This is a genomic window from Bacillus sp. VA15 (assembly GCF_055721145.1).
Genome location: NZ_JBVQPQ010000002.1, coordinates 807,771 through 821,935 on the forward strand (window position 1 = coordinate 807,771; position 14,165 = coordinate 821,935).

Annotated in this window: 15 protein-coding genes; 2 read left to right on the forward strand and 13 right to left on the reverse strand. The window is 45.1% G+C overall.

Annotation, left to right across the window (positions count from 1 at the left end):
• Positions 1 to 48: 48 nt before the first annotated feature.
• The 5 genes from appF to fabH form a co-directional block, all read right to left on the reverse strand.
• Positions 49 to 1,038: an oligopeptide ABC transporter ATP-binding protein AppF gene (appF, locus tag AC0DBE_RS09155; RefSeq protein WP_061188359.1), complete on the reverse strand. Its 990-nt coding sequence runs from the start codon at positions 1,036 to 1,038 to the stop codon at positions 49 to 51.
• Complete coding sequence (appD, locus tag AC0DBE_RS09160; protein ID WP_061188358.1) at positions 1,035 to 2,021, reverse strand: oligopeptide ABC transporter ATP-binding protein AppD; 987 nt, start codon at positions 2,019 to 2,021, stop codon at positions 1,035 to 1,037. The genes appF and appD overlap by 4 nt, the downstream gene beginning before the upstream one ends.
• Before the next feature lie 188 nt (positions 2,022 to 2,209).
• A complete protein-coding gene (locus AC0DBE_RS09165; protein WP_268392651.1) occupies positions 2,210 to 2,995 on the reverse strand; it encodes a DUF2268 domain-containing putative Zn-dependent protease in 786 nt (261 codons plus the stop codon).
• Between the two features lie 75 nt (positions 2,996 to 3,070).
• Positions 3,071 to 4,312 carry a beta-ketoacyl-ACP synthase II gene (gene fabF / locus AC0DBE_RS09170; protein WP_014113358.1) on the reverse strand — a complete coding sequence of 414 codons (1,242 nt, stop codon included), beginning with the start codon at positions 4,310 to 4,312 and terminating at the stop codon, positions 3,071 to 3,073.
• A 24-nt stretch (positions 4,313 to 4,336) separates the two neighbouring features.
• Positions 4,337 to 5,275: a beta-ketoacyl-ACP synthase III gene (fabH, locus tag AC0DBE_RS09175; protein WP_014113357.1), complete on the reverse strand. Its 939-nt coding sequence runs from the start codon at positions 5,273 to 5,275 to the stop codon at positions 4,337 to 4,339.
• A gap of 165 nt (positions 5,276 to 5,440) precedes the next feature.
• Here fabH and yjzB point away from each other — a divergent pair, with 165 nt between their 5' ends.
• Positions 5,441 to 5,668, forward strand: coding sequence for a spore coat protein YjzB (yjzB, locus tag AC0DBE_RS09180; RefSeq protein WP_472961954.1), 228 nt, complete (start codon positions 5,441 to 5,443; stop codon positions 5,666 to 5,668).
• Positions 5,669 to 5,697: 29 nt separating this feature from the next.
• Here the strand turns inward: yjzB and comZ are convergent, their stop codons facing one another.
• From comZ to AC0DBE_RS09200, 4 genes are all read right to left on the reverse strand, one after another.
• On the reverse strand, positions 5,698 to 5,889 hold the full coding sequence (gene comZ / locus AC0DBE_RS09185) for a ComG operon transcriptional repressor ComZ (RefSeq protein ID WP_003224559.1): 192 nt from the start codon (positions 5,887 to 5,889) through the stop codon (positions 5,698 to 5,700).
• A gap of 14 nt (positions 5,890 to 5,903) precedes the next feature.
• Entirely contained in the window at positions 5,904 to 6,857 is a 954-nt protein-coding gene (med, locus tag AC0DBE_RS09190; protein ID WP_061188356.1) for a transcriptional regulator Med, read from the reverse strand.
• A gap of 90 nt (positions 6,858 to 6,947) precedes the next feature.
• Complete coding sequence (locus AC0DBE_RS09195; protein WP_061188355.1) at positions 6,948 to 7,505, reverse strand: hypothetical protein; 558 nt, start codon at positions 7,503 to 7,505, stop codon at positions 6,948 to 6,950.
• Between the two features lie 83 nt (positions 7,506 to 7,588).
• Positions 7,589 to 8,323: a hypothetical protein gene (locus AC0DBE_RS09200; protein ID WP_014113354.1), complete on the reverse strand. Its 735-nt coding sequence runs from the start codon at positions 8,321 to 8,323 to the stop codon at positions 7,589 to 7,591.
• A 250-nt stretch (positions 8,324 to 8,573) separates the two neighbouring features.
• On the opposite strand from AC0DBE_RS09200, the gene AC0DBE_RS09205 reads away from it, so the two are divergent.
• Entirely contained in the window at positions 8,574 to 8,759 is a 186-nt protein-coding gene (locus AC0DBE_RS09205) for a YjzD family protein (RefSeq protein ID WP_003224551.1), read from the forward strand.
• A 45-nt stretch (positions 8,760 to 8,804) separates the two neighbouring features.
• On the opposite strand, the gene AC0DBE_RS09210 is transcribed toward AC0DBE_RS09205, so the two are convergent.
• The 4 genes from AC0DBE_RS09210 to AC0DBE_RS09225 all read right to left on the reverse strand — a co-directional run bounded on the left by AC0DBE_RS09210 (position 8,805) and on the right by AC0DBE_RS09225 (position 14,163).
• On the reverse strand, positions 8,805 to 8,984 hold the full coding sequence (locus AC0DBE_RS09210) for a YjzC family protein (protein WP_003224549.1): 180 nt from the start codon (positions 8,982 to 8,984) through the stop codon (positions 8,805 to 8,807).
• A gap of 85 nt (positions 8,985 to 9,069) precedes the next feature.
• Complete coding sequence (argF, locus tag AC0DBE_RS09215) at positions 9,070 to 10,029, reverse strand: ornithine carbamoyltransferase (RefSeq protein WP_326198019.1); 960 nt, start codon at positions 10,027 to 10,029, stop codon at positions 9,070 to 9,072.
• Positions 10,017 to 13,109, reverse strand: a complete 3,093-nt coding sequence (locus AC0DBE_RS09220) for a carbamoyl phosphate synthase large subunit (RefSeq protein ID WP_472961881.1) — start codon at positions 13,107 to 13,109, stop codon at positions 10,017 to 10,019. Before AC0DBE_RS09220 ends, argF begins: the two co-directional genes overlap by 13 nt.
• Entirely contained in the window at positions 13,102 to 14,163 is a 1,062-nt protein-coding gene (locus AC0DBE_RS09225) for a carbamoyl phosphate synthase small subunit (RefSeq protein ID WP_061188352.1), read from the reverse strand. Before AC0DBE_RS09225 ends, AC0DBE_RS09220 begins: the two co-directional genes overlap by 8 nt.
• Positions 14,164 to 14,165 lie beyond the last annotated feature (2 nt).

Below are 14,165 nucleotides of genomic sequence, written 5' to 3' on the forward strand. Positions count from 1 at the left end.
TTGTTTATGTAGTGTGCATACCCCCTCTCAAAGCTGTGCGGGCAACAATTAGCTATAAAGGTGACAAGCCACAAAATGGCTGGGAGCAGCTTCTTTGAATTCTGGTATTTGTTCCTTGCATATCGGCTTTGCAACAGGACATCTTGTGTGGAAAACGCAGCCTTTTGGCGGATTGGCCGGACTCGGCAGTTCTCCCTTCAGGACGATGCGTTCACGTTTGACAGACCCTTTTCTTCTTGTAACCGGAACGGACGATAAAAGAGCTTGGGTATACGGATGGAGCGGATTGTCGTAAAGCTCATGCTTGCCGGTCAGTTCCATCATTTTGCCAAGATACATCACTCCGACTCTATCGCTGATATGGCGGACGACACTAAGATCATGAGAGATAAATAGATACGTCAGATTAAATTCTTCCTGCAATTCTTCCATTAAGTTAATAACTTGAGCCTGAATTGATACATCAAGTGCGGAAACTGGTTCATCTGCGATGATCAGTTCTGGATTCAAAGTGAGCGCTCTGGCGATGCCGATCCGCTGACGCTGTCCGCCGGAAAATTCATGGGGATAACGGCTGGCAAACGACGGGTGAAGGCCTACTCTCGCAAGCAGTTCTTCGACTTTCTCGTTTCGTTCATGCATCGTATACATGTGGTGCGTATTAAACGGCTCCTTTATGATGGAACGCAGCGTCTTTCTTGGATTCAACGAGGCAAATGGATCTTGGAACACCATTTGAATATTTTTGCGGACGCTTTTCCGCAGCTTCTCCTCTGACAGGTTGGAAATATCCTGTCCTTTAAAAAGGATTTGGCCTTCTGTCGGTTTGTACAGCCTGATCATCGTCCTGCCGGCAGTCGATTTCCCGCAGCCGGACTCTCCAACGATTCCGAGTGTTTCTCCTTTTTTTAACGAAAATGAAACACCATCCACCGCTTTAACATCGCCTACTTTTCTTTGAAAAAGGCCTGAGCGGATCGGGAAGTATTTTTTTACGTCACGAAGCTCTAAGATTGTTTCTTGATTAGCTGCTGTCATGATTGTTCGGCACCCTCTTCCTCATATAAAAAGCATCTCACCGTTCTTCCGCTTTTGTGCGTCAAAAGCGAAGGCTGATTTGTCCAGCATTTATCCATGGCTTTCGGGCACCTTGGGGCAAATCGGCACCCCGGCGGCAGATTATCTGGTGTCGGCACGCTTCCTTTAATCGCATTTAATTTATCAATCTCTCCATCTATGACGGGAATCGACGTAAGCAGGCCTTCTGTATAAGGATGAAGCGGCTCTAAAAATAAGTCGTCAACGGTGGCGTTTTCCACGACTTGTCCGCAGTACATGACAATCACTCTGTCGGCTGCTTCCGATACGACACCTAAGTCGTGTGTGATGAGAAGTATCGACGTGTTGAACTTCTGGCAGAGATCTTTCATGAGCTCCAAAACTTGGGCTTGTATTGTCACATCCAGTGCTGTCGTCGGTTCATCGGCAATGAGCAGTTTAGGATTACAGCTGAGTGCGATGGCAATCATCACCCTCTGTCTCATTCCGCCGGACAGCCGGTGCGGGTACTCCTTCATCATTTGCTCGGCCCGGGAGAAACCGACCATCTGCAAGAGTTCAACAGCTTTTTGGCGAGCTTCTTTTTTCTTCATGTTTTTATGGTAAATCAGCACTTCGGTAATTTGTTCTCCGATTGTTAACACCGGATTCAGGGAGGTCATTGGTTCCTGAAAGATCATGGATACTTCGTTTCCGCGGATTTTGCAATAGTCGTTTTCAGTGAACGAGGTGAGGTCTTTGTCTTCGAGTTTAATAGAGCCGTCCATGATTTTTCCGCCTGAGCTTTGGACAAGGCCCATAATTGATAAAGAAGTAATGCTTTTTCCCGAGCCCGATTCACCTACAAGCGCGACGGTTTCGCCTTTGCTGATGTGAAAATCGACTCCGTCAACCGCAGGGATCGGCTCCTTTTTCCTGAAAAAATAAGTCTTTAAATTATTCACTTCTAAAAGTGTGCTCATGCTAGCTCCCCTTTCCCCCCTCTTGTCAAACGTTTTCAAGAGAAAGCAATCCCTTTATTCAGAAATAATAAATAATATTGAATTATCGAAAAATTTTATAGTTGTATATTATTACAATCATTTTGCAAAATCAAGAATTTTTTAGGATAAATGTAATATTATTAACGAAATTCCATTATTTTATTCTTTTAAAGCGTTGCATTCAAAAAGGTTTCGGCAGGGATGGACAGCCCGTCTGCCGTGTTTGCTTTGTTGGCAGTTAAATATTTTTTTACAATATTGAATCCGACTGCGTATCCAAGCATTTTGGGCTGATATCCTTTGCCGAATAACAGCTGTGAGAATAATCGATTGTCCCGTTTGATATCCTGGTGGGGCGCAATCTTTTTGTCGTATAAAGCTTGCAGCTGCTCCGGCGTATACCAAGACGTCCATTCAGCCGTTTGACTTCGGCCGAACCTCTCATAAACAGCATATTCTGCCAGCCCTTCCATGATGATTGTATCAAGTAATGTGACATCCTTTTCCTCTTTCGTCAGATGATCTAACCGGCAAACGTGGTGATATTCATGTGTTATCAGAGCAGATACCGATGCAAAATCTAAATTTGACGAGAGAAAGAGGAACATTTTGTCTTGAAAGGCGAGTCCTGATTTTGATCCGAATTCTAAACGAATTCTCTTGTTTCGTTCATCAACCGGCAGCGTGACAATTGGTACATCAGGACCATGCCATTTGTTTTTGAGGTACTGTTCTTCCTTTTGAATATGCTCGTAAAAACCTTTTTCTTTCAGCTTGGAAGCAGTCTGAATGCCCTCTTTTATGTTTTTAAACATCCCATGATGCTGAAGGTGTCCCAGAATGCCTTTCCAGTTCTTTTTCTCCACACCTGAAAAAAGCGGGACAATGTAATGGGCCAAATCATCTATTGAAGCAGCCTTCCCGAGCCAGCTATGTGTTTGTTCCACACTCATGTGATCGCCTCCCCTTTTTATTCTATGCGCACAAAAAAAACCGGCTACCCTTTAGGGGCAGCCGGTTTGGCGTGATCATGATTGGTATTTCTTAAAGATTAATGTTGCATTGTGTCCGCCGAATCCCAATGAGTTGCTGAGAACATAATTGAGATCCTGTCTGCGGGCTTCATCTGGCACATAATCTAAATCGCATTCTTCATCAGGTGTTTGAATATTGATTGTCGGCGGGATCATACCTTCTTTAATGGCAAGCACAGAGAAAATCGCTTCAATACCGCCAGCTGCTCCTAAGAGGTGGCCTGTCATCGATTTTGTAGAGCTTACCGCAAGTTTATGCGCATGCTCGCCGAATACAGTTTTAATCGCCATTGTTTCGTATTTGTCGTTGTAATACGTGCTTGTCCCGTGAGCATTGATATAATCAATTTCTTCAGGCGCGATGCCCGCATCTTTAATGGCTTCTTGCATCGCTCTCGCTCCGCCTTCACCGTCTTGTGCCGGCGCTGTGATATGATAAGCGTCTCCTGTTGAGCCATAGCCGACAATTTCTCCGTAAATCTTTGCGCCGCGTGCCAGAGCATGCTCAAGCTCTTCAAGAACGATAATCCCTGCACCTTCACCCATGACAAAGCCATCACGGTTTTTATCGAACGGGCGGCTCGCTGTTTTCGGATCTGGATTAGTAGACAGCGCTTTGTTGGCACTGAAGCCCGCGAATGACATTCTAGTCAGCGGCGCTTCTGTTCCGCCTGTGACCATAACGTCTGCATCGCCGCGCTGAATGACTTTAAACGCGTCACCGATAGAGTTCGTTCCTGTAGCACATGCTGTAACGGTACAAGAGTTAACCCCTTTTGCTCCTAATGCAATAGAAATCTGGCCTGTCGCCATATCAGGAATCATCATTGGCACGAAAAACGGGCTAACCCGTCTCGGTCCTTTTGTTAAGAAGATTTCAAATTGAGACTCTAGTGTTTCTAGTCCTCCGATGCCGGAACCTACCCAAACACCGACTCTTGGCGCGATCTCATCCGTAATCTTAAGATCTGCGTCTTCAACCGCCATTTTTGCAGCCACAACCGCATATTGTGTAAAACGGTCCATTTTTCTAGCTTCTTTTTTATCCATATAATCTTCAACATTGAAGTCTTTCAATTCAGCGGCTACTTTTGCCGGATATTCTTCAGCATCAACACGAGTGATCGGACCGATTCCGGACACACCGTTGATTGCGTTATTCCAACTTGTATCGACATCGTTGCCAAGCGGAGACAATGCTCCGAGCCCTGTAACAACTACTCTTTTTTTACTCATCTTGTGTGCACCTCTCACCTTTTTTTATCGGCCCCAGCGTATTGCAATGGCGCCCCAAGTTAATCCTCCGCCGAATCCTACCATGACGACCACATCGCCATCTTTGATTTTACCGGCTTCCAATTCTTCTACGAGAGAAATCGGAATGGATGCGGCAGAAGTATTTCCATATTTATGAACGGTTTTAGACATCTTTTCGACAGGAAGCTCCAAACGCTCACGTGCAGCTTCCATGATGCGGATGTTCGCCTGATGCGGAATCAAAAAGTCGACGTCTTCTTTTGAAAGTCCGGCTTTTTCGATGACATTAACACATGATTCTCCCATTTGGCGGACTGCAAATTTAAAAACTTCTCGTCCATTCATGATTGTATGTCGTTTTTCATTGAGATACAAGTGCTGACCGCCTGTGCCGTCTGCTCCAAGTTCAAATGAAAGGATCCCTCTGTCATCACTGACTGGTCCGACTACCGCAGCGCCAGCTCCGTCACCAAACAGAACGGCTGTGTTGCGGTCTTCCCAGTCTGTAATGCTTGAGAGCTTTTCTACACCGACAACAAGGACATGTTTGTACGTTCCGGATTCAATAAATTGTTTACCGGTGACAACCCCGTACATAAAGCCAGCACAAGCCGCGCTGATATCCATAGCACACGCTTTCTTCGCGCCGAGCTGTTCTTGAATCATACAAGAGACCGTAGGAAATGACTGATCAGGTGTAACAGTTGCAACCAGGATCATATCCAGGTCCTCAGCAGCCACTTCAGCTTGTTCAAGCGCTTGTTTTGCAGCTGCAACAGCCATATGTGATGAAAAGACGTCGTCTGCGGCGATTCTTCTTTCTTCTATTCCTGTTCTTGTACGAATCCACTCGTCAGAAGTTTCAACCATTTTTTCAAGATCATGATTTGTTAAAACCTTCTCAGGGATATAACGTCCCACTCCAAGTATTCCAGCTTTCATAAGGGAAGACTCCTTTATATAGTAAATTTAGAAGATCAATCAGGTTGTGATCAATTATTAGTATCAGGTACTAATTCTATCCTATTTTTTTTCACATGGCAATATATTCGTCTAAACTATCAGTTCATCTTACTCATACAGTATGGTATATGGAAAAGGAGGCGTATACAGGTGGATATATTTTCAAAGATGATGTTCGGCGATAACGCAAAACAAAACCCAGAGAAGGAAGAAGTGGAGGAGGAGGTTTCCCGGACAAACGAAGAAGAGACGATTGATTACATGTATATTATGAACCAAATCGGTTCGATTATGAACTCTCTCGATCAAATCAAGCCCGCTCTCAAGGAGCTCGCACCTATGGTTTCCACTATTAAAAAGAAAATCAAGTGAAAAGCCACTTTCGAAAAAGTGGCTTCTTTTTATTCGGTTTCAGATTTCGCGTCAGACTTGCCAAGCTCATAAGCTTCCGCCATTACCGTTGTAAATAGATTCATAAACGGCTGTATGGCCTCCATCGACAGCTCAATGCCTGATTTTTCAAGCTGTTCTTTCGCTTCAGGCAGATATTTCATGGCAATTTGCAAGAACTCAAGTGATTTTTCGTGCTGCATGTGACGTCACTCCATTACTCGTTTTTTGGCAGTTCGCCTGTTTTGTTGTACGTTTTGATCAGCTTGGCGATTCTTTGCTGAAAGTCTTTATCGACAAGCGGGCTGAATGTTCCCATTTCAACAACTCCCGTTTTCAGGTCGTAGTAATGATCGCCGCCTTCAAGGGTGCCTTTGTTGAATTGCTCAGCGATGATTTCATAAGCCTTGTCCACATTTTGCACCGTGCTGGTTAATACGGTATTCTCGCCCAGATCCGATTGATCTGTGACGTATCCGATGGCATAAAGGCCGTCTTTTTTGATTTGCTGAATGACAGGAACATTATACCCATCTCCGGCGGGATACACAACATCCGCGCCTTCGTTCTTCATTTTCTGATAAAGCTTTACTGCTGTCGTATCATCATCCCAATGATCCGTATATTTTGTGTTTACTTCTATATTCGGATTTTCATATTTGGCCCCTTTGATAAAACCGTCAACCTCCGGCTGCCACGTAAAGGAAGCAATCACGCCGACCTGATTCGTTTTCGACATACGGGCAGCTGTCATTCCTCCAAAGAAACCCATTGCTTCGCCGCTGAAATGGACACTCGTCACATTATCAGCTTTTGCTTTAGCATTAGAAATGACGAATTCCATATCTGGATAATCTTCACTGACCAAGTTAAACACCTCTGCATATTCACTCCCATGGCCATAGAGGAGATTAACGCCCCGCTTATGAAAATCCTCAATCGCATTTATAATATCTTCATCTGTTTTAACGCCTTCTTTATAGTAGACATCCACATTATATTTTGATTGTATATTCAGTAATCCTTTATACCCTTTTGTGCCCCATACGAGGTCATTAATCGTATCAGGAAAGAGCATGCCGACCTTCTCAATTTTTCCTTTAAACGGAGTTTGTCCACAACCGCTTAATAAAAGGAGGACAGAAAAGATCATGACAAGCCTTGTGATCAAGTCATGTTCAACTCCTTTTGACAAGCTATAACATGTATCATTTTTATACGTTTATTGTATCTAGAAAACTCGAAACATGGAAGGTATTTCTTAATATTTGTCGAAAATTGATGAAAATTGTCTTTTCCACTCGGAAATTTTTGCTTTTGCTTCTTCTTTTGAGGTTTTTTCTGTGACTTGCAAATCAAAAAACTGATCTTTGCTATCGCGGCTTGATTCAAGCAGGTATCTCAGCAGCTCGTCAGCCACATCGTCTGTGTAATAGCCGTCTACCTCAATTTCTTCTTTCCAGGGCCCATACATTTTCGGCAGGATCACCGTTTTTTCTGATCCCTTCTTTTCACGCTTTTCCCATTCTTTTCGGTCTTGTTCATATATTAATATATAGGGAGAATCAAATTGGTCTAAAGGCAAAAAGCCGCCGAACTGGATACAAATTGTATCATATTTGTGATCTCCAATGTGTTCAAGCTGGCGAAAGAGTCCATTTCTCCCAAGCCACATGAGTCTTTCTTCTAAGTACATTTGTCTCATTTCATCTTCTGTTTCCGCCAGAATGACGTCAACATGTATGCCTTCATTCATCATTCGCTCGCATAATGAAAGGCCGAAAAATTCGTCCGCACCTACAATCAGCGTTGATTCCATTGCATCTGCCGCCCTTCCGGTTTTTCTATTCCCAAAGCAAAAAACAGCCTCCGCAAAAGAGAAGGCTGTTGTTATTGTATTCTTTATAACGCTTTTTCATGACTGTGAAAGAATTTGCAGATTGAAGCATAAATTCTGCTTGGATGCTCAAATAAGTGAAATGTCATGTCGACCGGTGAACCTTGCTTTTGCTGTTTTCCCTTGAATACTTCAGCATGTACGCTGTACGGATAGGGAGCTCCGGTCATACGCTGCCATATATGAACCGGCACGCCGCTCGGATAGCTTTCAATGGTTTTGTAACGAAGCACTTCCGCTTCTTTTTCAGAAATTCCGTAGCTTTCCGATACTTCTTTTAAAAATTGCTTATAGAAAAATTTATTTTCTTTCTCTGATTCATAATGTGCCTGAAGATCGAGACAAGGATTCAACATTGCGGCTGAGCGGATATGATCCGGGGAAAAACGAAGCAGTTCATCGGCCACGAGAGCACCCATGCCTTCTGCTAAAATATGAATCTTCGGATTGAGGATTTCCTGCTTTAGCACGGAATGTATCAGCTGTTTGGCATAGGTGACCGCTTTTTCCGCACCCCAATGCCTTCCGAACAGATTGCTGTTAAAAAGAGTATATCCTTCATTCCTCAGCATGTTCAGAAGCTGATTTCTTCCGTAATGCTGAAGCCAAAAGCTTGAATTATTCCCGACAAAGTGGGTTCTGTCCCCCAAGATAAAGATGCCGAAGCCGTTCGGGCGATAGGGCAGATGAATGACATTATGCTCCGTTCCCAATTGAAAGTACCTTTCCGTTATTCCCATCGCTTGCCCGCCTCCTTTCACACTTCATCTCACGCTATCTTATGTAAAAAGAAAAGAAACGAATAAGGTAAAGTCCTAGCCTTTTACAGTTTTGGCTAATATACTGATTGATGTTTTTTATATTTTACCATTAAAGTGTGACGAATTAGACTCTTTTATCACCTCACTTTCTGCTAAAATTGGATTCCCCCTTCGCTTTTTGTATGGTATGATAACTTTTAGAATAGAATGAGAAGGACGAGGTGGAAACGTGCGATATATTATTGCCTTTATTTGGACGTTCCTTTTATCACATATGGCATGCTACTTGATTGCCAGCATGAACAGCGCTGCGTATAATTTCAAAACATCATCTGTCATTGCTGTTGTACTGTATGTCTTAATCATGGTTTTAGCGGAAATCATGCCTATGAACAAAAATGCAAGCCAGCATTAAAAAGCCAAAAACCCAAAACATTTATTGTTTTGGGTTTTTTCTTGATCACGGCTTTCTTTTATATGTCCACAGCCGATTGTGATTTGATGTTTCAGGGAACATTTCTCCTGCTGACAGATGGATCTTTTGAGGGTTTTTAACCATGCTCCCCGTCTCGCCGATTTCTACGTAGACACCGTTATTAGGCGCTTTCTGCCCGGGCCGGAATTGATGCTGCTGTCCCACTGTTTTTCCTCCTTTTCCTTTTTGCTGTAGTATGCGCCTAAGCGGCTGTGAATATGTTGCCATCAAAAAAACTGCTGAGTCTGGCTCAGCAGTTTTTTGATGATTCCCCTTTGTATAAAATGGCCTTCAGCAATGCTTTTTGCACATGGAGACGGTTTTCCGCCTGCTGGAATACTGCAGAATTCGGTCCGTCAATAATCTCCGCAGTCACTTCTTCCTCACGGTGCGCAGGGAGGCAATGTAAAAATGTATAGTCAGGCTTGGCATGGCTGACAAGCGCCGCATTCACCTGATAAGGTGCAAAGACAGCGAGACGCTCTTGCTCTTCCGCTTCCTGTCCCATGCTGGTAAACACATCAGAATAAATCACGTCCGCCTCTTTTACAGCTTCAACCGGGTCAGCTGTAAGCGTGATAGAAGCGCCTGATTGAAGTGCAGCTGATTTTGCCGCTTCAACTGCTTCATCTAACACTTCGTACCCCTTTGGCGAAGCGATCGAGATATCACAGCCCATTTTCGCGCAGCCGATCATTAATGAGTGCGCCACGTTATTTCCGTCACCGATGTACGCGACTTTCACGCCTTTAAGCTTCCCTTTCATTTCCTTAATCGTCAAAAGATCCGCCAGCGCCTGGCATGGATGGTATTTATCCGTAAGTCCGTTGATGACCGGAATGTCAGCTTCTTTGGCAAGCTCCTCTACCTTTTCATGCTCAAAGGTCCGAATCATGATGGCATCCACATAGCCTGACAGCACTCTAGCCGTATCAGCAACAGTCTCACCGCGTCCCAGCTGCAGATCTTTTTGGCTTAAGAAGAGGGCGCTCCCGCCCAGCTGCGCCATGCCGGCTTCAAATGAAACACGGGTCCGCGTTGATGACTTTTCAAAAATCATCGCCAAGGTTTTGCCTTGAAAAATAGGCTGGATTTTGTTTTGTTTCAGCTCACCGGCCTCTGCGAGCAAGGCGTTTATATCCTGTTCACTAAGATCCTTTAACGTTAATAAATCTTTTCCGTATAAACTGGTTTGCGTCACTGTGTGCATGATGCCACTTCCTTTTTATAGAGATCTTTGAGAGATACAGGCTGCGGATGGCCTGAACCGCTTTGTAAAAACGCCCGCACGGTTTCTTCTTCTGTAAAGACGGTGATGCCGTGCGTCATGGCTTCCAAACGTTCTTTGCGCGCTTCTTCAGAGCCGCACAGATTGATGTGGAGCGTTTTCCCTTCCTGTTCCATCCATGAGGAAAATGTCCCTTCATGAACCGTAAAACCGGCGTTTTCCGCTAACTCCTTCACATCGTCCGGCCCGTTTTGCAAGTAAATGCTTCCTTTTTGATTCCAGGCACGTGTATAGATTTTTTTCAAGGCGCTGTCGGCATCGTATGCTACACACATGCCTTCTCCCGTTGATTTCATTTCCGGCCCTAGCTTGACATCCACATCCTGAATCGCATGAGAAGAAAAAACAGGGAACTTCACGGCAACCCCATGATGATTCTGAACTGCCGGGTTTACATCTTTTAAAGATGCCCCCGCCAGCAGACGTGTGGCGAGCGGGATCATCGGAACGCCCATTACTTTGCTGACAACGGGAACCGTGCGACTCGCTCTCGGGTTCACTTCAAGAACGAGAATGTTTCCATTGTCGATCACAAATTGGATGTTCATGACACCTTTAAATGAAAGCTTTCGGGCAATTTTTTGCGCGGCATCTTTTATGCCCTGCTTTAGCCCGCTTTTGATGGACGGTCCGGGAAGGATGGCAAAGCTGTCTCCCGAATGGACACCTGCCCGTTCAATATGCTCGGTATATGTTGGGATAAAGACATCCTCACCGTCGGAAATCAAATCAATTTCGACTTCCTTTCCTGACACATACTGATCAATTAAAATCGGGTACGGCATGCTGTCCTCACCGTTCAACAGCTGAGAAAGCTGGGCTTGCGAGCCAACAATGATCATGCCCATTCCGCCGATGACGTAAGATGGGCGGATTAACACCGGATAGCCGATCTCATCAGCTTTTTCAGCGGCCTCTTCTTTTGTATATGCGATTTCTCCTTTTGCGTGGTTCAATCCAAGCTCATCAAGAAGCTGATAGAATTGATCCCGATCCTCTAACACATCGAGCGTTTCAAACGAGGTGCCGAGAAGGGTAATGCCGGCTTTTTCAAGCGCTTCAGCAGCATTGATCGCGGTTTGGCCGCCGAATTGCACGATTGCAAAATCAATGTTTTCCTGCTCCGCTACGTTTAAAATGTGCTCCGTTGTCATCGGTTCAAAATACAGGCGGTCCGCAATTTCATAATCGGTGCTGACCGTTTCCGGGTTATTGTTGATCATGATGGTTTCGAACCCAAGCTCTTGCAGTGTCAGCACGCCGTGAACAGCACTGTAATCAAATTCAACACCTTGGCCGATCCGAATCGGGCCAGATCCGATAATCAGCGCGCGTTTTTTCTCTTTGCGGCCGATGTCCCCATCGGTCTCTCCGAAATATGTGGAGTAACAGTAGTTTGTTTTCGCATCAAACTCAGCCGCGCACGTATCTACAATTTTGAAGGAAGGCATAATGCCCATCTCCTTGCGAAGCGCGCGCACCTCTTCTTCTGTTTTGCCGATCAGTGAGGCAATCGTTGCGTCTGAAAATCCCTTTTCCTTTGCTTTTTTCAATAATTCAGAAGAGAGATCGCTGCCAGCTTCCATCATGCGGTTTTCCAGTTTGATGATGTTGTCAAAGGTATGCAGGAAAAACGGATCAATTTTTGTTTTCTCATGTATGTCATCAATCGACACGCTGCGGCTCAATAGCTCCATGACAACGAAAAATCTGCGGTCATCCGGAGTAACTGCCAAATCCCACAGCGCTTCAATTGACAAGCCGCTGAGCTCTGGAAGGTGTGTGCCGATATTTTTCAATTCAAGGGACGCGGCTGCCTTTTGTATCGCCGCTTCTAAATTCCGTTCAATCGCCATCACTTCACCGGTGGCTTTCATTTTTGTGCCAAGCTTGCGGTCTGCGTTTTTGAATTTATCAAACGGCCAGCGCGGAAATTTGACAATGACATAGTCCAGCGCCGGTTCAAAGCTTGCGTAAGTCGAGCCTGTGAGCGGATTTTTCAGCTCGTCAAGAGTATATCCTACGGCCAGTTTTGCGGCCATCTTCGCAATCGGATAACCGGTTGCTTTAGACGCGAGAGCCGATGACCGGCTTACACGCGGATTGACTTCAATGACATAATATTGCTTGCTGAATGGATCAAGCGCGAATTGAATGTTGCAGCCGCCTACAACATCAAGTGCTGAGATGATTGTCAGACTAGCTGTCCGCAGCATCTGATAGTCTTCATCCGTCAATGTTTGTGACGGCGCCACAACGATGGAGTCGCCTGTATGCACACCGACCGGATCGATGTTTTCCATGTTGCATACGGTGATGCATGTGTTATTGCTGTCACGCATGACTTCGTATTCGATTTCTTTAAAGCCGGCAATGCTTTTTTCCACAAGGCATTGATTGATCGGGCTTGCTAATAGCGCCTGCTTGATCATAGCGGTAAAGGCTTCTTTATCAGGAGCAATTCCTCCGCCCTTTCCGCCTAAAGTGTAAGCAGGTCTGATAATAACAGGAAAACCGATGGATTCCGCAAAGCGGAGGGCGTCGGTCTCGTTATCAACAATTTCACTCTCTGGCACGGGCTGATTCAATTCGTTCATTAACGAACGGAATTTTTCCCGGTCTTCACCTTTTTGTATCGTTTCAACGGATGTGCCGAGCAGTTTGACGCCGTGCTCTTTTAAAACACCCGTTTCTTCAAGCTCCACCGCTAAATTCAACGCGGTCTGCCCGCCTAAATTGGCAAGTAGCCCATCAGGCTGTTCTTTCTTAATGATGGCTGTCAGGCTTTCTGCTGTCAGCGGCTCAAAATAAATTTCATCTGCGAAGGCTTCATCGGTCATAATTGTCGCCGGATTGTTGTTGACGAGGATCACCCGATAGCCCTCCTCCTTCAGCGCGATGCACCCTTGAGTGCCCGAATAATCAAATTCTGCCGCCTGCCCGATGATGATCGGGCCTGAGCCGATTACTAATATGCTTGAAATACTGGTGTCTTTAGGCATGTGCGATTTCTCTCCTTGCTGGTATCACATTCTTTAAATAATCATCAAAAATCCATTCGCTTTCCGCCGGCCCGGGATGGGCTTCCGGGTGAAATTGAACACTCATGACAGGCAGCTTTTTATGTGAAAGCCCTTCAACTGACGTATCATTGACATGATGAAACCTGATCGTGAGCTCTTCTTCATTTATGGACTGTTCATCAACCACATAGCTGTGATTTTGGCTTGTCATGAAGACGCGTTTCGTTTCACTGTCGATGACCGGATGATTTGCGCCCCTGTGTCCGAATGGCAGCTTGAATGTATTCCCTCCGAACGCGAGCGCGATCAGCTGATGGCCGAGACAGATGCCGAGAGTCGGATAACGGCTGACGATGCTTTTGATCTTTCCTAAATAAGGTTGAATCGCTTTTGGGTCTCCAGGTCCGTTCGATAACACAATGCCGTCCGGCTTTATATCGTAGACAGCTTCCATTTGCTGATACGGCACCACGGTGACCTTGCAGCCTCGTTTGACAAGTGATGACGCGATGGACTTTTTATAGCCGAAATCGATGAGAGCGATATGTTTATTTCCGTCGCCGAATGTGCTAATTTCCTGTGCGGAAACCTGTTCTGCAACGTTCTCTGGTTGAAGGGCAATCTCAGCTGCTTCTTTAGTGGCTGTGACAGTCGCACCCATCGTTCCGTTTGAACGGATTTTTTTCACGACAGCCCTCGTATCAACATGGGTCAAAAGCGGAATGTTCCATTTCTGTAAATACTCCTTGAGACTGTATACCGCTTCATGATGAGAAAAATGATCACACGCCTCGTAGACAACCGCGGCTTTCACTTGAGGTTTCTTGCTTTCAAAATCCTTTTCATTAATGCCGTAGTTGCCAATCAGCGGATAGGTAAATACGATAATCTGCCCTTTATATGATGGATCTGTCAGCACTTCCTGGTAACCTGTCATTCCTGTAAAAAAAACAGCTTCTCCCGTGCAGTTTTCATGACCGTCCAGCTCGCCGCTGAACGCTGTTCCATCTTCTAACACTAAATAACCTTCCATCT

Bases quoted from the DNA above. Each gene is read 5' to 3' on its own strand.
- AC0DBE_RS09165 (WP_268392651.1), bottom strand. From the start codon at position 2,995: ATGAGTGTGGAACAAACACATAGCTGGCTCGGGAAGGCTGCTTCAATA.
- argF (WP_326198019.1), bottom strand. From the start codon at position 10,029: ATGCACACAGTGACGCAAACCAGTTTATACGGAAAAGATTTATTAACG.
- fabH (WP_014113357.1), bottom strand. From the start codon at position 5,275: ATGAAAGCTGGAATACTTGGAGTGGGACGTTATATCCCTGAGAAGGTT.
- appF (WP_061188359.1), bottom strand. From the start codon at position 1,038: ATGACAGCAGCTAATCAAGAAACAATCTTAGAGCTTCGTGACGTAAAA.
- AC0DBE_RS09195 (WP_061188355.1), bottom strand. From the start codon at position 7,505: ATGGAATCAACGCTGATTGTAGGTGCGGACGAATTTTTCGGCCTTTCA.
- fabF (WP_014113358.1), bottom strand. From the start codon at position 4,312: ATGAGTAAAAAAAGAGTAGTTGTTACAGGGCTCGGAGCATTGTCTCCG.
- AC0DBE_RS09200 (WP_014113354.1), bottom strand. From the start codon at position 8,323: ATGGGAATAACGGAAAGGTACTTTCAATTGGGAACGGAGCATAATGTC.
- AC0DBE_RS09220 (WP_472961881.1), bottom strand. From the start codon at position 13,109: ATGCCTAAAGACACCAGTATTTCAAGCATATTAGTAATCGGCTCAGGC.
- comZ (WP_003224559.1), bottom strand. From the start codon at position 5,889: ATGCAGCACGAAAAATCACTTGAGTTCTTGCAAATTGCCATGAAATAT.
- appD (WP_061188358.1), bottom strand. From the start codon at position 2,021: ATGAGCACACTTTTAGAAGTGAATAATTTAAAGACTTATTTTTTCAGG.
- AC0DBE_RS09225 (WP_061188352.1), bottom strand. From the start codon at position 14,163: ATGGAAGGTTATTTAGTGTTAGAAGATGGAACAGCGTTCAGCGGCGAG.